The organism is Chitinilyticum piscinae (assembly GCF_015223195.1).
Taxonomy (GTDB): domain Bacteria; phylum Pseudomonadota; class Gammaproteobacteria; order Burkholderiales; family Chitinibacteraceae; genus Chitinilyticum; species Chitinilyticum piscinae.
In genome coordinates this window covers 465,303-479,857 of the sequence record NZ_JADFUA010000001.1, presented here as the reverse complement: position 1 = coordinate 479,857, position 14,555 = coordinate 465,303, and the positions used below count along the sequence as shown (strand labels likewise).

The 14,555-nt window shown below is 58.3% G+C and carries 14 protein-coding genes; 10 read left to right on the top strand and 4 right to left on the bottom strand.

What is annotated here, in order from left to right; all coding sequences use genetic code 11:
- Positions 1-123 precede the first annotated feature (123 nt).
- Entirely contained in the window at positions 124-1,089 is a 966-nt protein-coding gene (locus INR99_RS02160; RefSeq protein ID WP_194114641.1) for a DUF6891 domain-containing protein, read from the top strand.
- Positions 1,090-1,187: 98 nt separating this feature from the next.
- Here INR99_RS02160 and INR99_RS02155 read toward each other — a convergent pair whose 3' ends face one another.
- Positions 1,188-3,491 (bottom strand): calcium-binding protein, encoded by a 2,304-nt coding sequence (locus tag INR99_RS02155; protein ID WP_194114640.1) that lies wholly within the window; start codon positions 3,489-3,491, stop codon positions 1,188-1,190.
- 201 nt (positions 3,492-3,692) lie between these two features.
- On the opposite strand from INR99_RS02155, the gene parE reads away from it, so the two are divergent.
- Positions 3,693-5,669 (top strand): DNA topoisomerase IV subunit B, encoded by a 1,977-nt coding sequence (gene parE, locus INR99_RS02150; protein ID WP_194114639.1) that lies wholly within the window; start codon positions 3,693-3,695, stop codon positions 5,667-5,669.
- Between the two features lie 97 nt (positions 5,670-5,766).
- Here the strand turns inward: parE and INR99_RS18000 are convergent, their stop codons facing one another.
- Positions 5,767-6,576 carry a methyl-accepting chemotaxis protein gene (locus tag INR99_RS18000; RefSeq protein ID WP_194114638.1) on the bottom strand — a complete coding sequence of 270 codons (810 nt, stop codon included), beginning with the start codon at positions 6,574-6,576 and terminating at the stop codon, positions 5,767-5,769.
- 71 nt (positions 6,577-6,647) lie between these two features.
- Between INR99_RS18000 and INR99_RS02140 the strand changes: the two genes are divergently transcribed.
- The 4 genes from INR99_RS02140 to INR99_RS02125 all read left to right on the top strand — a co-directional run bounded on the left by INR99_RS02140 (position 6,648) and on the right by INR99_RS02125 (position 10,896).
- A complete protein-coding gene (locus INR99_RS02140) occupies positions 6,648-7,181 on the top strand; it encodes a nucleoside 2-deoxyribosyltransferase (protein WP_194114637.1) in 534 nt (177 codons plus the stop codon).
- Positions 7,182-7,284: 103 nt separating this feature from the next.
- Positions 7,285-9,663, top strand: coding sequence for a DNA topoisomerase IV subunit A (gene parC, locus INR99_RS02135; protein WP_194114636.1), 2,379 nt, complete (start codon positions 7,285-7,287; stop codon positions 9,661-9,663).
- A gap of 23 nt (positions 9,664-9,686) precedes the next feature.
- Positions 9,687-10,526, top strand: coding sequence for a glycine-rich domain-containing protein (locus tag INR99_RS02130; protein WP_194114635.1), 840 nt, complete (start codon positions 9,687-9,689; stop codon positions 10,524-10,526).
- A gap of 172 nt (positions 10,527-10,698) precedes the next feature.
- On the top strand, positions 10,699-10,896 hold the full coding sequence (locus tag INR99_RS02125; protein WP_194114634.1) for a hypothetical protein: 198 nt from the start codon (positions 10,699-10,701) through the stop codon (positions 10,894-10,896).
- Here the strand turns inward: INR99_RS02125 and INR99_RS02120 are convergent, their stop codons facing one another.
- Both INR99_RS02120 and thiD read right to left on the bottom strand, forming a co-directional pair.
- Entirely contained in the window at positions 10,897-11,352 is a 456-nt protein-coding gene (locus INR99_RS02120; protein ID WP_194114633.1) for a P-loop NTPase family protein, read from the bottom strand.
- Positions 11,353-11,360: 8 nt separating this feature from the next.
- Positions 11,361-12,203 carry a bifunctional hydroxymethylpyrimidine kinase/phosphomethylpyrimidine kinase gene (thiD, locus tag INR99_RS02115; protein WP_194114632.1) on the bottom strand — a complete coding sequence of 281 codons (843 nt, stop codon included), beginning with the start codon at positions 12,201-12,203 and terminating at the stop codon, positions 11,361-11,363.
- Between the two features lie 59 nt (positions 12,204-12,262).
- Here thiD and INR99_RS02110 point away from each other — a divergent pair, with 59 nt between their 5' ends.
- The 4 genes from INR99_RS02110 (at position 12,263) to INR99_RS02095 (ending at position 14,334) form a co-directional block, all read left to right on the top strand.
- Positions 12,263-12,427, top strand: coding sequence for a rubredoxin (locus INR99_RS02110; RefSeq protein ID WP_194114631.1), 165 nt, complete (start codon positions 12,263-12,265; stop codon positions 12,425-12,427).
- A gap of 35 nt (positions 12,428-12,462) precedes the next feature.
- Positions 12,463-13,335 (top strand): M48 family metallopeptidase, encoded by an 873-nt coding sequence (locus tag INR99_RS02105; protein WP_194114630.1) that lies wholly within the window; start codon positions 12,463-12,465, stop codon positions 13,333-13,335.
- Entirely contained in the window at positions 13,336-13,758 is a 423-nt protein-coding gene (hemJ, locus tag INR99_RS02100; protein WP_194114629.1) for a protoporphyrinogen oxidase HemJ, read from the top strand.
- A gap of 168 nt (positions 13,759-13,926) precedes the next feature.
- Positions 13,927-14,334: a hypothetical protein gene (locus INR99_RS02095; RefSeq protein ID WP_194114628.1), complete on the top strand. Its 408-nt coding sequence runs from the start codon at positions 13,927-13,929 to the stop codon at positions 14,332-14,334.
- The last annotated feature ends 221 nt before the right edge of the window (positions 14,335-14,555 follow it).

The window sequence follows — 14,555 nt, the reverse complement described above, 5'->3', positions numbered from 1 at the left end:
TATCCTGCCAGGCTACTCCGGTGGCAAAGTGCGGCAGGGCTGCAACGCGGGTGTAGTACATCACACGACGCGGATCACAACTGCGCTAGCATCGGAGCCTTCGGTTCGCGACAGGATGGCAGCATGAACGAAACCAGTTATGTGCATGACACGTTGGGCAAATGGATCTGGTCAGCGTGCTATGGCCACGCTGAGCTGCACGGCATGCTTGATGACTTGCTCGACGACGAAGGCATTGCCGATGCAGACAGCTACCATGGCTGGCTGGACAGCGAATTGCAGCGCAAACAGCAGGATGAGGCGGGCTGGCCGGCGATAACGGATTGCGACCGGCTTGATGCCGCGTTTGCCGAACTGGAGATGGCAGGCATCTGTTGCCTGCACAACGCCGGCTATACGATGTCAGATGGTTGCAGTGATGCGTTCGAGCGGATGGATGAGGCCGGTGCCGGGCGTTATCGCGGTTTTTGCTTCTATCACGGTCAGGATGTCGAGCGTGCGCTTGACGCTGGTGGCCTGATGCTGGCCTTTGGCGACACCGATGATTCCCCCGAGCGTAGTGCCGTGATTGCCGGTGAGATCGTCACCGCGATGCAGCGGGCTGGGCTGGCGGCAGACTGGAACGGCTCGGTTGATACCCGCATCAGTCTGCCGCAATTCTGCTGGCAGCGCCGATCGCAGCCGCTGTCCTCCCCCTTTGCGCTCGTAACGGGCCCGGCGGCGACAGGCGAGACCACCTTGCGCTGTTTTTACTGCTTCAACGAGGACGAGGTGGTGGTGGATGAGGAGGACGGTGAGCGCCGTACGGCGCTGGCCGTCATCAATGGCTTGCTGACGCGCATCCACGCAGTCGGTGATTATTGCGGGGTGGTCGATGCGGCGGGAAACACGCTGCAGTTGATCATGGAAGACAACGGCGAACTGTGGATCGAGATACCCCGTCCCGAGTTGCAGGGCTCCTTGGGACGCTTTGCCAGCGCAGCCGAAATCACCACGATATTTCTGAACCTGCCGCCACGCTTTGTACCCGAAGCGTTTACCGGCTTTGCTTTTCAGAGCTGGGAGGGTGATGAAGTCGAGATGATGTGATGCTAGGGCTGTGACGTCACGCAGTCATCTTCATACAACTCAATAAAACCCAGCAAAAACGGCAGCGCCCGCTGCCGTTGTTGCTGGGTGAAGACTGCTTAAAGAATGAAGTCAGTTGCTAGCAAACTGCTTACGCCAGTCAAGGCAATTTCAAACTCTGCAGCGGTATCGGCATCGGTGCTGATTTGAATAACCCCGCCGGAGAAGCGTACAGCTCCCGTCGCGTTGCCGCTGAAGGCAGAGGTGCCGATGAATTTGAACGCCTGGTCACCAGCTAGCAAGCTGTTGGCGTCAATCGTCGACAGATCAATCTTGTCGCCTTCGCTGCTCTTGAAGTCAGCAATCACGTCACGATAAGTCGAACCAAGCCCCAGCTCGCTGGTGGCGTTGAAATCAAAGCGATCCGCGCCGCTTCCACCAGTCAGGAAGTCCTTGCCGCTACCACCGATGAGCAAATCATTTCCAGCACCACCATTCAGTCCGTCACCGCCACTATCCCCGCTCAAGGTGTCATTACCTAATTCGCCAAACAAGGAGTTGCCAGCAGTATTCCCAGAGATATAGTCATTGCCATTTCCTCCACGGACGCCTTCGATATTGAGCAGCGTATCGTTGCCAGCCCCCCCGGTCACAGCGCCAGTTCTCAAAATAACGCTAATATTGCTGCCTGTGTTACGGTAGTCCGCATAGTCAATACCATTGCTGCCATCAATCGTATCGTTACCTAGGTATCCCTTAAGGTAATTGTTTCCATCATTACCGGTCAGAAGGTTGCTCAGATTATTACCCGATCCATTGATATTTGCTGTGCCTGTGAGCTGCAGATTTTCCAGATTTGCGGCGAGGGTGTACGAGGCCGTCGAGATCACTTGATCTGTACCCGCGCCAGCCGCCTCGGAGATGTAATCGCTGGCATTATCGACGTAATAAACGTCGTTGCCTGCACCACCGTCCATGTAATCGACCTCGCTACCTCCAACCAGAGTGTCGTTACCGGCATCGCCGGATAACGTATCCACGCCAGCTCCTCCGTTGATTACGTCGTTGCCATTGCCGCCGCTAGCCGCATCATTGCCGGAAAACAGCATGATCTGGTCGTTGGCCGAAGTGCCGGTGAGGTTGTCGCCATTCCAGGATGAATTGCTGCCCGTAATGGTGTTGGCGATTTTGCCGCTCATGGCTGTGGTATCCACCACAGTACCGTCAGCAAATTTGAAATATTCGATACCGCTGAACTCAATGGTATCGCCGGTAACAGCATTTACCAGATAGGTTGTATTGTAATAGGAATCTACATAGGTGCTTAATTCGGCGCGCGTTACCGAGCTGCCAAACACCACCATGTCCTGACCGGTGCCTCCGTTGAGCGTATCATTGCCATCGCCACGGTTTTGGTAAAAGTACTCGTCGCCGGTGCCGCCCCGGATGTCGTCATCACCGCTGCCACCTGAAAATTTATTGTTCCCATCGCCGCCCCAGAGACGATCATTGCCACTGCCGCCAGTCAGAATGTCGTCACCATCGTCAGCCTCAAGCCAGTCATCACCATCGCCGCCATTGAGGTTGTCATCGCCGGTTTGGCCATACAAGGTGTCATTGCCGGTGCCACCCAGCAGTGAATCATTACCGCTGTGCCCTGCGAGGGTATCGTTGCCATTGCCTCCATCTAGCGTGTCATTGCCCTCAAAGCCATTCAATTTGTCGTTACCATCCAGCCCGTACAGCTTGTCGGCCAAGTTCTCACCATGAATGAAATCATCGCCGCTAGTCTGACTGCTTTTCAGTTTGGCCTTGATGGTGTTGATATCCCAGACCGTACCGTTGGCAAAGCGGATTGAAGTAATGTTCAGGTTTTCCCAGGCCCCATAGTTCGTCGAGTAATAATCTCCCTGTCGCTCTGCGTTCACGTACAGTGAAGTGGATTGCATCGGATCAGCAGGAGTAACCTTGACGGTCCAATCCGCCTGATAGTAATCATCCGTGCCACTCAGTTTGACCATGCTCTCAGTGATACCGGCACCCAGTTGCAGCACATTAGCCATGGAGTTGTTATCGAGCCAGAGGGTGTCCTGACCATCGCCGAGATTGAGCTGGATGGTGTTGACGCCTGCGCCAGCATCCAGCGAATCGTTGCCACTGCCCCCCGCCAAGGTGTCGTTGCCGTCACCGCCCTCCAAATCATCGTTACCGGTCCCGCCATTGAGCAAGTCATCGCCGTCGCGACCATACAGGTCATCATCGCCACTTTCACCGTACAAAGAATCATTCCCTGTCCCTGTCCAGCTTCCTGATGCACCACCATAGAGCACATCATTTCCTGAGGCGCCATAGATCTGATCGGCGATGCCGCCATTGTTGCCATACAAGGTTTCGTTGCTGGAGGTGCCTTTGATGAGAGCCATGTTCATTCCTGTGAGCTGAAGATGATTGTTAACATTGGCAATTCTCTTAGGTTTAAATTGTCAGCGCAAGCAACGGGCAAGCAAATGCGCGGGTATGTGTTCGACTTCACTGCGTTTATATGTAAGCATCCGAAGGGCTTGATTTCTGCCTTCTCGATCCATCTGCTAGACTGCGCGCATCCGCTGTTCCACGTGAAACCCATGGCTGCCAAACAACAGTACGATGAATCCTCGGTCAAGGTGCTCAAGGGCCTTGATCCGGTCCGCCACCGTCCCGGCATGTATACGCGCACGGACAACCCGCTGCACATCTGTCAGGAGGTGATCGACAACGCTGCCGATGAGGCGCTGGGTGGCTATGCCACGCAGATTGACGTGACGCTGTACCGCAACCAGACCATGCGCGTGGCCGATAATGGCCGCGGTATTCCGGTCGGCATCCATCCTGAAGAGGGCGTGCCAACGGTGCAGGTGGTGTTCACGCAACTGCACGCCGGCGGCAAGTTCGATAAGAAATCCGGTGGTGCGTACGCGTTTTCCGGCGGCCTGCACGGCGTCGGTGTTTCGGTGACCAATGCACTGGCCACCCGCCTGGAAGTCGAAGTCCGCCGCGATGGCGAAATCAATAAGCTGGCTTTTGCCGGTGGCGACGTGGTCGAGCCGCTCGCCGTGGTCGGCAAGGTAGCGAAGAAGGAAACCGGCACGACGGTCTTTGTCGCACCCGATGCGCAGTATTTCGATTCTCCGAATATCCCGCAGTCGGAGCTGGAACACCTGCTGAAGTCCAAGGCGGTGCTCTTGCCCGGGCTGGTGGTCAACCTGAATGTGGAACTCGCCAGTGGCGAATTCCAGCAGAAAAGCTGGTGTTATCCGGATGGCCTGACCGGCTACCTGAACGAGCAGGTGGCCGGCTATACCATGCTGATTCCGATCTTCCAGGGCCAGAAATACATCGAGGGCGAGGATGAAACGTTCTCGCAAGGCGAAGGCTGCGCCTGGGCGCTGACCTGGACCGAGGACGGCCCGGTGAGCCGGGAATCGTATGTGAACCTGATTCCGACACCGGCTGGCGGCACGCACGAATCGGGCTTGCGCGACGGCGTGTTCCAGGCGGTGAAGACCTTTATCGAATTCCACAGCCTCTTGCCCAAGGGCGTGAAGCTGTTGCCCGAAGATCTCTTCAGCCGCTGTACCTTTGTGTTGTCGGCCAAAGTGCTCGACCCGCAATTCCAGGGTCAGACCAAGGACAAGCTCACCAGCCGCGACGGGTTGAAACTGTGCTCGCAGATGGTGAAGTCCCCGTTCGAGCTGTGGCTGAACGAACACGTTGAGCTCGGCAAGAAGCTGGCCGAACTGGCGATCAAGGCGGCGCAGGCGCGGCAGAAATCGGCGCAGAAGGTGGAAAAGAAGAAATCCAGCGGCGTGGCGGTCTTGCCGGGCAAGCTCACCGATTGTGCCAGTGATGAAACCGAACGCTGCGAATTGTTCCTCGTCGAGGGCGATTCGGCGGGCGGCTCGGCAAAATTGGGTAGAGACAAGGATTTCCAGGCGATCCTGCCCTTGCGCGGCAAGGTGCTCAATACCTGGGAAGTCGACAAGGACCAGATCTTTGCCAACAACGAGGTGCATGACATTGCGGTGGCCATCGGCGTTGACCCGCACCGTCCGGGTGATACGGCCGACCTGAGCGGGCTGCGCTACGGCAAGATCATCATCATGTCCGATGCGGACGTGGATGGCTCGCACATCCAGGTGTTGTTGCTGACGCTGTTCTACCGCCATTTCCCGGCGCTGATTGCCGCCGGTCATGTGTATGTGGCGCAGCCACCGCTGTATCGCGTCGACATCGCCGGCAGCGGCAAGAACAAGCCGCCGCGCAAGTTCTACGCGCTGGACGAGGGCGAGCTGACGGCCATCCTCGACAAGCTTCGTGCCGAGAAGGTACGTGAAGGCGCATGGAGCATTTCGCGCTTCAAGGGCCTGGGGGAAATGAACGCCGAGCAACTGTTCGATACCACCATGAACCCGGATACCCGTCGTGTGCTGCGCGTGGGTGTGCCCGATGATGTGTCGGAAAACACCCGCGATCTGATGCACATGCTGATGGGCAAGGGGGAGGCCAGCAGCCGCCGAGCCTGGCTGGAAGCCCGTGGCAATGAGGTGGAAGCCGATCTCTAGGGTATGAGTCGGTAGCCCTTCTTCTAAGAGGGCTATATCGCGATACCCAAGAAAAAGCCTGCCGTATGGCAGGCTTTTTTACTTGCGGGCCTGCTGCTTAGCGCAGCAGGCTGCCGAAGCGCTGAGCCAGTTGCTCGATATGGCTGACTTCCTGTTCGCTGCGGCTGGCATTGCCGGCAATCAGTTCTTCCATCTCGCGCGAAACTTCGATCAGCAGTTCCATGTCGCGAGCGGCTGTATTGCCTTTCTCGCTGTATTCTGCGGTCTGCAGGGCAAGCTTTTCCATCTCGGATTTCACGGCCTGGGTTTCGCTGCGGATGCTGCCAACCAGGTTGGTGATGTCCTTGGTCGCCGAGCTGGTGCGTTCGGCCAGCTTGCGGACTTCATCGGCCACCACGGCAAAGCCGCGCCCCTGTTCGCCGGCACGTGCAGCTTCAATCGCGGCATTCAGTGCCAGCAGGTTGGTCTGGTCGGCGATTTCCTTGATCAACTGCACGATGCCACTGATCTGCTCGGATTGAGCATCCAGACGCTCGACCTGCGATACCGACTCGGCTGCCGTCGTGGAGAGGCCCTGCAGATTGCTGGCAATGTCGGCAATGGTGCTGCTGTTGTCGCTTGAAACGCGGGTCACGGCCTGCGCACAGCGCTTTTCTTCCTTCAGCTTGTCTGCCAGACCGGCTATGCCATCCTGGGCTTCCTGGAAGGTGTGACTGAAATCCTGCAATGCCTGGCGACCGGACTGGTACGATGCCGCATCATGCCGCAGTGAGGAAAGCTGGCTTTCCAGCTGATGCTGCTGGCTTTGCAATTGCTGGTTCTGCTGTTCCAGCCGCTTCTTGTCGGCCTCCAGAGCGCGCAGCTGGGCTTCCAGATCCTGCAATTTTTGTTTGTTGCCAAAAAACATTGATTCCCCCCGGAGCTGTCGGAATGATCTTCGGGATGAGTATAACGATTTCCTGATGGAATGACGCAGAAATGACCACAAGCTTGACTTCAGTACAACGCGTATATCTGGCAGGCCCAGGGGTGTTCTTTCCTGACCCGCTGCAATGGGGGGAAGAGCAGAAGGCTGCTTGTGCTGCCTGTGGTTTGCAGGGGCTGTATCCGCTGGATCAGGCCGTCCCCGAAGGTCTGGACAAGGCCGGGATGCGTCACTGGATCGCCCATGCCAACTATGCGCTGATCCGCGAGGCTGATGCGGTGTTTGCTGATTTGCGCACCTTCCGCAGCGTGAGCGAACCTGATTCCGGCACGGCTTTCGAGGTGGGCTTTGCCTTTGCACTGGGCAAGCCGGTGTGGCTGTGGTTGCCCGATGGGGTAGCGGGGGTGACGCAACTCGATCGGGTGGCCAATACTGGCGGCATGCACCCTCGCGATGGTGATGGCTTGTCAGTCGAAGATTTTGCCGCACCATTGAACCTGATGCTTTGGGAGGCGGCCGCCGGTGTGAGCTATGGCCCGGATGTGCATGCCGCGCTGGCGGCATTTGCCTGCTGGCTGCGGCGATAATTGCGCGAGTTCGGCACATCTGTTTCACGTGAAACATCAGCGGCACTTGCCGAAAGCCTTTGCCCCGTTACAATGCCTGCAATCCTTATCCTGAATAGTGCCCATGTCCGATCTGCTTGATATTCCCGAAAGCGCCGACGCGGCCGCAGCCGAACCGCTCCCGGCGGCCGGTGGCGGCGGCAAATTCGTATCCGCCCAGACCTCCGGCCAGATGCCGGATGATGGCGAATCGGTACAGCTTGGCCTGTATGCCGAAAAGAGCTACCTCGAATATGCCATGAGTGTGGTGAAAAGCCGCGCGCTGCCGGAGATCGAAGATGGCCAGAAGCCGGTACAGCGCCGCATTCTCTACACCATGCACGAATTGGGGCTGGCGGCGAGTGCCAAGCCGGTCAAGTCGGCGCGTATCGTCGGCGAGGTGCTGGGTAAATTCCACCCGCACGGTGACCAGGCTGCCTACGACGCGCTGGTGCGAATTGCGCAGGATTTTTCGCTGCGCTACCCGCTGATCGATGGCCACGGCAACTTTGGTTCGCGCGATGGGGATGGTGCTGCCGCGATGCGCTACACCGAAGCGCGCCTAACCCCGATTGCCGAATTGCTGCTGGGCGAGCTCGACAAGGGTACGACTGATTTCATTCCGAACTACGATGGCGCCTTCAAGGAGCCGGAGCTGCTACCGGCCAGGCTGCCGATGCTGCTGCTCAATGGCGCCTCCGGTATCGCGGTCGGTATGGCCACCGAAATCCCTTCGCATAATCTTGGAGAGGTCGCGGACGCCGCAATTGCACTGATCAAGAAACCGCAACTCACTGTCGCCGACTTGCAGCAGTACATCCAGGGCCCTGATCTGCCCGGAGGAGGGCAGATCATTTCCGGTGCGCGCGACATCCTTGCCGCCTACGAATCCGGCCGTGGCAGCCTCAAGGTGCGCGCGCGCTGGGTGAAGGAAGATCTCGCGCGTGGCCAGTGGCAGATGGTGGTGACCGAGTTGCCCCAGGGCACCTCGACACAGAAGGTGCTGGAAGAAATCGAGGAACTGACCAATCCCAAGGTCAAGAAGGGCAAAAAGACGCTGACGCAGGAGCAGACCCAGACCAAGCAGCTGATTCTGTCGGTACTGGATCGCGTGCGCGATGAATCCGGCAAGGACTGCGCAGTACGGCTTGTGCTGGAGCCGAAGTCGTCGCGGCAGAATCCTGATGAGCTGATGAATCTGTTGCTGGCGCATACCAGCCTGGAAACGAGCCTGTCACTCAATCTGGTGACCATCGGCCGCGATGGTCGTCCGGGGCAGAAAAATCTCAAGCAGCTGCTGGAGGAATGGATCGATTTCCGCTTTGTCACGGTGACCCGTCGCTGTGAACACCGGCTTGGCCAGGTCAACGACCGCATTCACATCCTCGAAGGCCGGCAGATTGTATTGCTGAATATCGACGAGGTGATTCGCATCATTCGCGAATCGGACGAGCCCAAACCGGCCCTGATGGTGGCATTCCGCCTGAGTGAGCGGCAGGCCGAAGACATTCTGGAAATCCGGCTGCGCCAGTTGGCGCGACTGGAAGCAATCAAGATCGAGCAGGAGCTCAGCGAACTGCGCGAAGAAAAAGCCGGGCTGGAAGAGCTGCTGGCCAATCCGCAGGCCATGCAGAAGCAGGTGGTGAAGGAGATCGAGGCCGATCGCAAGAAATTTGCCGATCCGCGCCGCACGCTGATCGAAGAGGCCGAGAAGGCCTCGGTCGAAGTGGCCGTGGTCGATGAGCCGGTGACCATCATTCTTTCCGAGAAGGGCTGGTTGCGCGCACGGCAGGGCCATGGGCTCGATTTGCAAAATCTCAGCTTCAAGGACGGCGACGCCCTGCTGGCCGCACTGGAATGCCGTACCGTTGATAACCTTGCCTTGTTCGGCAGCGATGGCCGTGTTTATACCGTTGCCGCTGCGGTCATCCCGGGCGGGCGCGGCGATGGTGTGCCGGTGACCACGCTGGTTGATCTCGCGGCCAAGACCCGTATTACGCAGATGCTGACTGCCGCAGCGCAGGACTGGCTGGTGATTGCCAACAGTGCGGGTTACGGCTTTGCCTGCCAATATGAAAACCTGCTCAGCCGCCAGAAGGCCGGCAAGAGCTTCATCACGCTGGAAGCGGGTGAATCGTTGCTCAAGGTGCGCAGCTTCGTTCCACGTGAAACATCGCTGGTGGCGTGCATGTCGAAGGCTGGCAAGCTGCATCTGTTCCCCTATGCCGAATTCAAGCAGCTTGCGGGCGGCGGGCGTGGGGTGATTACCATGGCGCTGGATGACAAGGACGAGCTGTCGTCCATCACGGTCTGCGATGGCGAGAATCTCACGCTCAACTACACGGGGCGTGGCGGCAAGCCGATGGAAATGCAGCTGGATGCCAATTCCATGGCACCCTACATCGGCAAGCGGGCCCGCAAGGGCAAGCCGGTCAACGCTGGGTTCAAGTTTCCCGGCTTCTGATTGATCGTTGAGGGCACAGCGGCGTGGCGGAACAGGTAGCGGAATCCGGTTGGCCGACGGTCTGGTGGTTGTTCAGCAGGTTCCTGCTGTTCCCGCTGGCTGTGCTGCTGCTCTACCTGTTTCTGGGAGTCTGGCCGGCAGTCTTGCTGCTGGGGGGCGTGCTGCTGCTGTCGTACGCGCTGCGTCGCCTGCAGCGCAGCCGGCTTGAGCGGCGCCTGCTGTATATTGATCAGTACACCTTTCCTGATGCGGTATTGCAGCGCTGCGCCCGCGAAGCGGCGCTGGACGAAAAGGCTGTGCGGCGCGCCAGCCATGCTTTGCGCCAGTACTACCGCATGCTGGCCCGTACGCCAGGTGTCGAGCTGGCCATGCCTTCGCGTGCGGCTGACGAACTGTGGCACACCCATATCCTGTTTACCCGGGAGTACCGGGAATTCTGTCAGAGCGCATTCGGCCGCTACCTCGATCATCAGCCCTATGTCGCCACCGAGCACGCTGTGCGTGAACGTCGTTCGCTGGCCAATAGCTGGGCCGCCGCCTGCCGTGATGAAGGGCTGGAGGTAAGGCAGTCCAGCAAAATCCCGTTGCTTTTTGCGGTGGATGCCCAGCTGGGTCTGGCTGCGGTGCTTTCTGGCTCCGAACTGCTCAGCTTGCAGCAGGGATTGCCACATCGTTCTGCCGCGACAGCCAGTGATGACAAGTCGAGGACGTCTTGCGGCGTCGCTTGCGGCACGGTATCTGGCGGCGGCAATGATTGCCAGCCTGGCGGTGCAGACACCGGCAGTTCCTGTTCGGATAGTTCCTCCTCAGGCAGCTGTGGCAGCAGTTGCGGTGGCGGATGTGGCGGTGGTGGCGGCGACTAGCCAGATACATGGGTTGGTATCTCGGGGTTGGCCGGGTATTTGCTTGGTTAATTGCTTATACCCATGCAGGCAAAGATCGTTGCCGGCACATGGAATGACCGTCTGTCATTCTGGCTTAATCTTTGCATGGTGAATGTCGAAGTAACTGACATGGTTTCGCAGGAGAGCAATCATGCGCTACGCCATTCACCCGGTTTGGGCCACCACAGTCAGGCCCGAAGAACTGCGCTACGGCCTGTATGCCGTCGGCCCGCAGGGCGAGCAGGAACTGGTGAGTTCCGCCTCGCTGGATGTGATCGAAACTGCCCGTGAGGCACTATTGCGGGTTCTGCAGCAGCGTGAACCCCAAGGCTGGGGCGGCCCGGCCTGATCAGGCCAGATTCTGCAGGCTGCTCCAGCAACCGCTGGCGGAAAGTTCGGGGAGTGCGGCCAGTATTTCGCCAGCGAGCTCCGCAGGGCTGGTGGCTTCGGTCAGCGGCCACTGCCCATCATAATCGAAGCCCGCATGCAGTTCGTCAGTATCGCCGGGCTGCCGGATTCCCAGCAGCAGCGCGTGATAGCCGGCCAGTTCGGTTAGCAGCTCACGCTTGGATTCGCTACCCAGCCAGCCATGCTCGACCAGCAGCACCTGGCCCGCCTGCAGCAGGGCGGGCAGGCAGTAATGCATGGCATGTTCGAGGGGCATAGTGCCATGCTGAAGAATCCCGTTTTCCAGCAAGGCGACATTAAAGCGCAGCATGCCGGGCAATTGGCGGTGCAGCGCAGCTGCCAAGGCGGCAAACTCCGGGCTGGGCTGGCCATTGAGCAGGATGAGCGCGTGTTTCACGTGAAACATTACTGCGGCGTGGCCGCCGCAGTGTCGCCTTCTTCGGCGGGGCGTGCCCAGAAGAGCCGGTCGGGCACCAGCAGGCCCATGCCGGGACGATAGGCATTGGCCAGTGTTTGCTGCGTGTACTCCTGGGCTTCCTGCACGGCGGTATTCATGTCCGCACCATTGGCCAGCGCACCGACCAGTGCGGCAGAAAGCGTGGTTCCGGCGCCGTGGAAACGGCCGGGCAGCCGCGCCCAGCTGTCGTTGCGCATGCGGCCGTTGCTGCTGTACAGCGTATTGCCGGTTTTGCTGGAGCTGTCCTGCGAGCCGGTAATCAGCACATATTCACAGCCCAGGGCCAGCAGGCGCTGGGCTGCAACATCCAGCGGCAGATCGGATTGTTCGTCCGGATCGTCGCTGGCCAGCATCCGTGCCGAACGCACATCGGGGGTAATGATGGTCGAATGCGGGATCAGCAGATCACGCATCGCGCCGGCGATTTCTTCGGAGTCCAGATCATCCTGATGTTGCACCATCAGCTGCGCATCAAGGACCAGCGGCACTTCGGGATAGTCCGAGGCGATCTCGGCAATGACCGCGAGATTCTCCACGCTGCCGACCATGCCGACCTTGATCGCGTCGATGCGGATATCTTCCAGAATGAAGCGCGCCTGCTCGTCGATCTGCTCGGCATCAATGGCCTGAAACTCCTGCACGCCATTGGTGTCCTGTACCGTGATCGCGGTAATCACCGGCAGCACATGGCATCCCAGCGACGACAGCGTCAGGACATCGGCGACCACGCCGGCGCCACCGGAAGGATCATTGGCTGTGAAGACAAGCACTACAGGCGGGGTAGGAGTCATGGAATCAGACAGGATGGGGTAATATGTTCCATGGTAACCCACATCGCCGGGAGATTCGCATGAAGAAATATATGTGCCTGATTTGCGGCTTCATTTACGACGAGGAAGAAGGCCGCCCCGAAGACGGCATTGCACCGGGAACGCGCTGGGCGGATGTGCCGCCGAACTGGTCCTGCCCGGACTGCGGTGCCCGCAAGGATGATTTCGATATGGTCGAGATCTGATTCGACCGATACAGAACCCACGGAAACGACGAACCATGCAATTGACCCGTATTACTCTGGTGCTGGCGATGGCCGGTATCCTCAGCGCCTGTCAGAGCGTCAGCACCACCAAGGGCGGCGCCGTCGGCGCCAACCGCAGTCAGAACATGAGCGCACTGGTAAGCAGTGCCGAGCTGGAAGCGCAGGCCAACCAGAGCTATCAGCAACTGGTCCGCGACGCACAGGCACGCGGCCTGCTCAACCGTGACCCGTCACAGGCAGCACGTGTACGTGCCATTGCCAATCGCCTGATCCCGCAGACCAAGGTATTCCGCGATGACCTGGGCAGCTGGAAATGGGAAGTCAATGTGCTGACCAAGAACGAACTGAATGCCTGGTGCATGCCCGGCGGCAAGATCATGTTCTACAGCGGCATCATCGAACAGCTGCAGCTCACGGATGACGAAATCGCCGCCATCATGGGCCATGAAATGGCGCACGCACTGCGTGAACACTCCCGCGAACGCGCATCGGATGCCGCGACACAGAATCTGCTGTTCAGTGGCGTATCCATCCTCACCGGCGGAAAGTATGACAATGCGATCGGTGTAGCACAGGAAGGGACCAAGTATCTGTGGACGCTGCCGAACAGCCGCGAGCACGAGGCCGAAGCCGACCGCATGGGCGTCGAACTGGCCGCGCGCGCCGGTTACAACCCGCAGGCGGCAGTGAATGTCTGGCGCAAGATGCAGGCCAAGAATGGCGGCGGCACGCCGGAATTCATGTCGACCCACCCCTCGGCCGAATCCCGCATTGCCGATCTGACCGCGCAGATTGCCAAGGTACAACCGCTGTATCAGGCGGCGTTGGCCGAGCAGAAAACCAAGCCGGTGCAGAAAACGACCAGTACCAAGAACAAGGCCAAGTAAATGCTCTGGGTAAAAGCCTTTCACATCATCATGGTCGTCAGCTGGTTCGCCGGCCTGTTCTACCTGCCGCGCCTGTTCGTCAATCATGCGATGGCGACTGAACCCGCCGAAATCGCCCGCCTGAAGCTGATGGAACGGAAGCTCTATCGCTTCATGACGCCCATCGGCATTCTGGCGCTGGCGACCGGCATCTGGATGTGGGGGCTGTATGGCTTCTTCGCCGGCGAAGGCTGGCGCTGGATGCACGTGAAGCTCACGTTGGTGCTGCTGCTGGCCGGCTATCACGGCTGGTGCTGGAAGATTTATCGCGACTTCGCCGCTGACAAAAACACCCGCAGCCATGTCTGGTACCGCTTCTTCAACGAAGTGCCGGTGCTGATTCTGATTGCGGTGACGATACTGGTGGTGGTGAAGCCGTTCTGACTGGCCAATGCATTACAGTTATCGTAGCAGTGACATTCAATTATATTGGTGGTTTACATCCAAGAGCGGAAATGACGCTTCGGGTTAGTTCAGTCACAAATGCGCGCCGGTAGTCCAAGTGTTAGCTGCCGGTAAGATGCGTTAATTGTGAGTTTTATTGGTTTCCAAATGAAAGTCGAAAATATTTTTATTTTCTTCCTCGCTCTACGTTTACTACTCTGGCTGCTACATAGATACCCGAGGAGCATTGTGAGTCGTGTCGCATTCGCTTGGGTAGGACCGCTTCCAACAGAGCAAGAATTGTTCGCGCATTTTCAGCTGCGCTGGGCCATTTTTTCATTTGGCTGGTTATGTCATTTTGCAATTACATTTACATTTTTGTATATGATTGGGACTTATTTTCCAAATCTGTCTGAGCAGGTATGGTTCGAAGTCGGATTGTTTGCAGTTTCACTTGGTTTAGGCGTTGCAGTATTGGCAACTTTGGGCTTTCTTATTAAGGCAGGTAAAGCATACTGGTTTGGGCCTAACCCCCGCTTTGGCGGTTTTGACCAAAGCGATAGAGCTTATAATTGAGTGTCCGAAGTGAGTCGAGAGCGGTCATCTTTCCTATTTGGAGCAGGCCGTGAGGCAAGTGTCCGTGATCCCATCCGCAAATCCCCGCACAGCGCGGCGCACACGGGTAAAATGCACCCCTGGTGCGCCGTTTTCTTTGGCGCGACGACAATCAGTAAAGCAAACGTTCCCGTGCTGCGTTGCTTCGCCTCGCCGTACTCTGGGTACTGTCTTCGGCTATG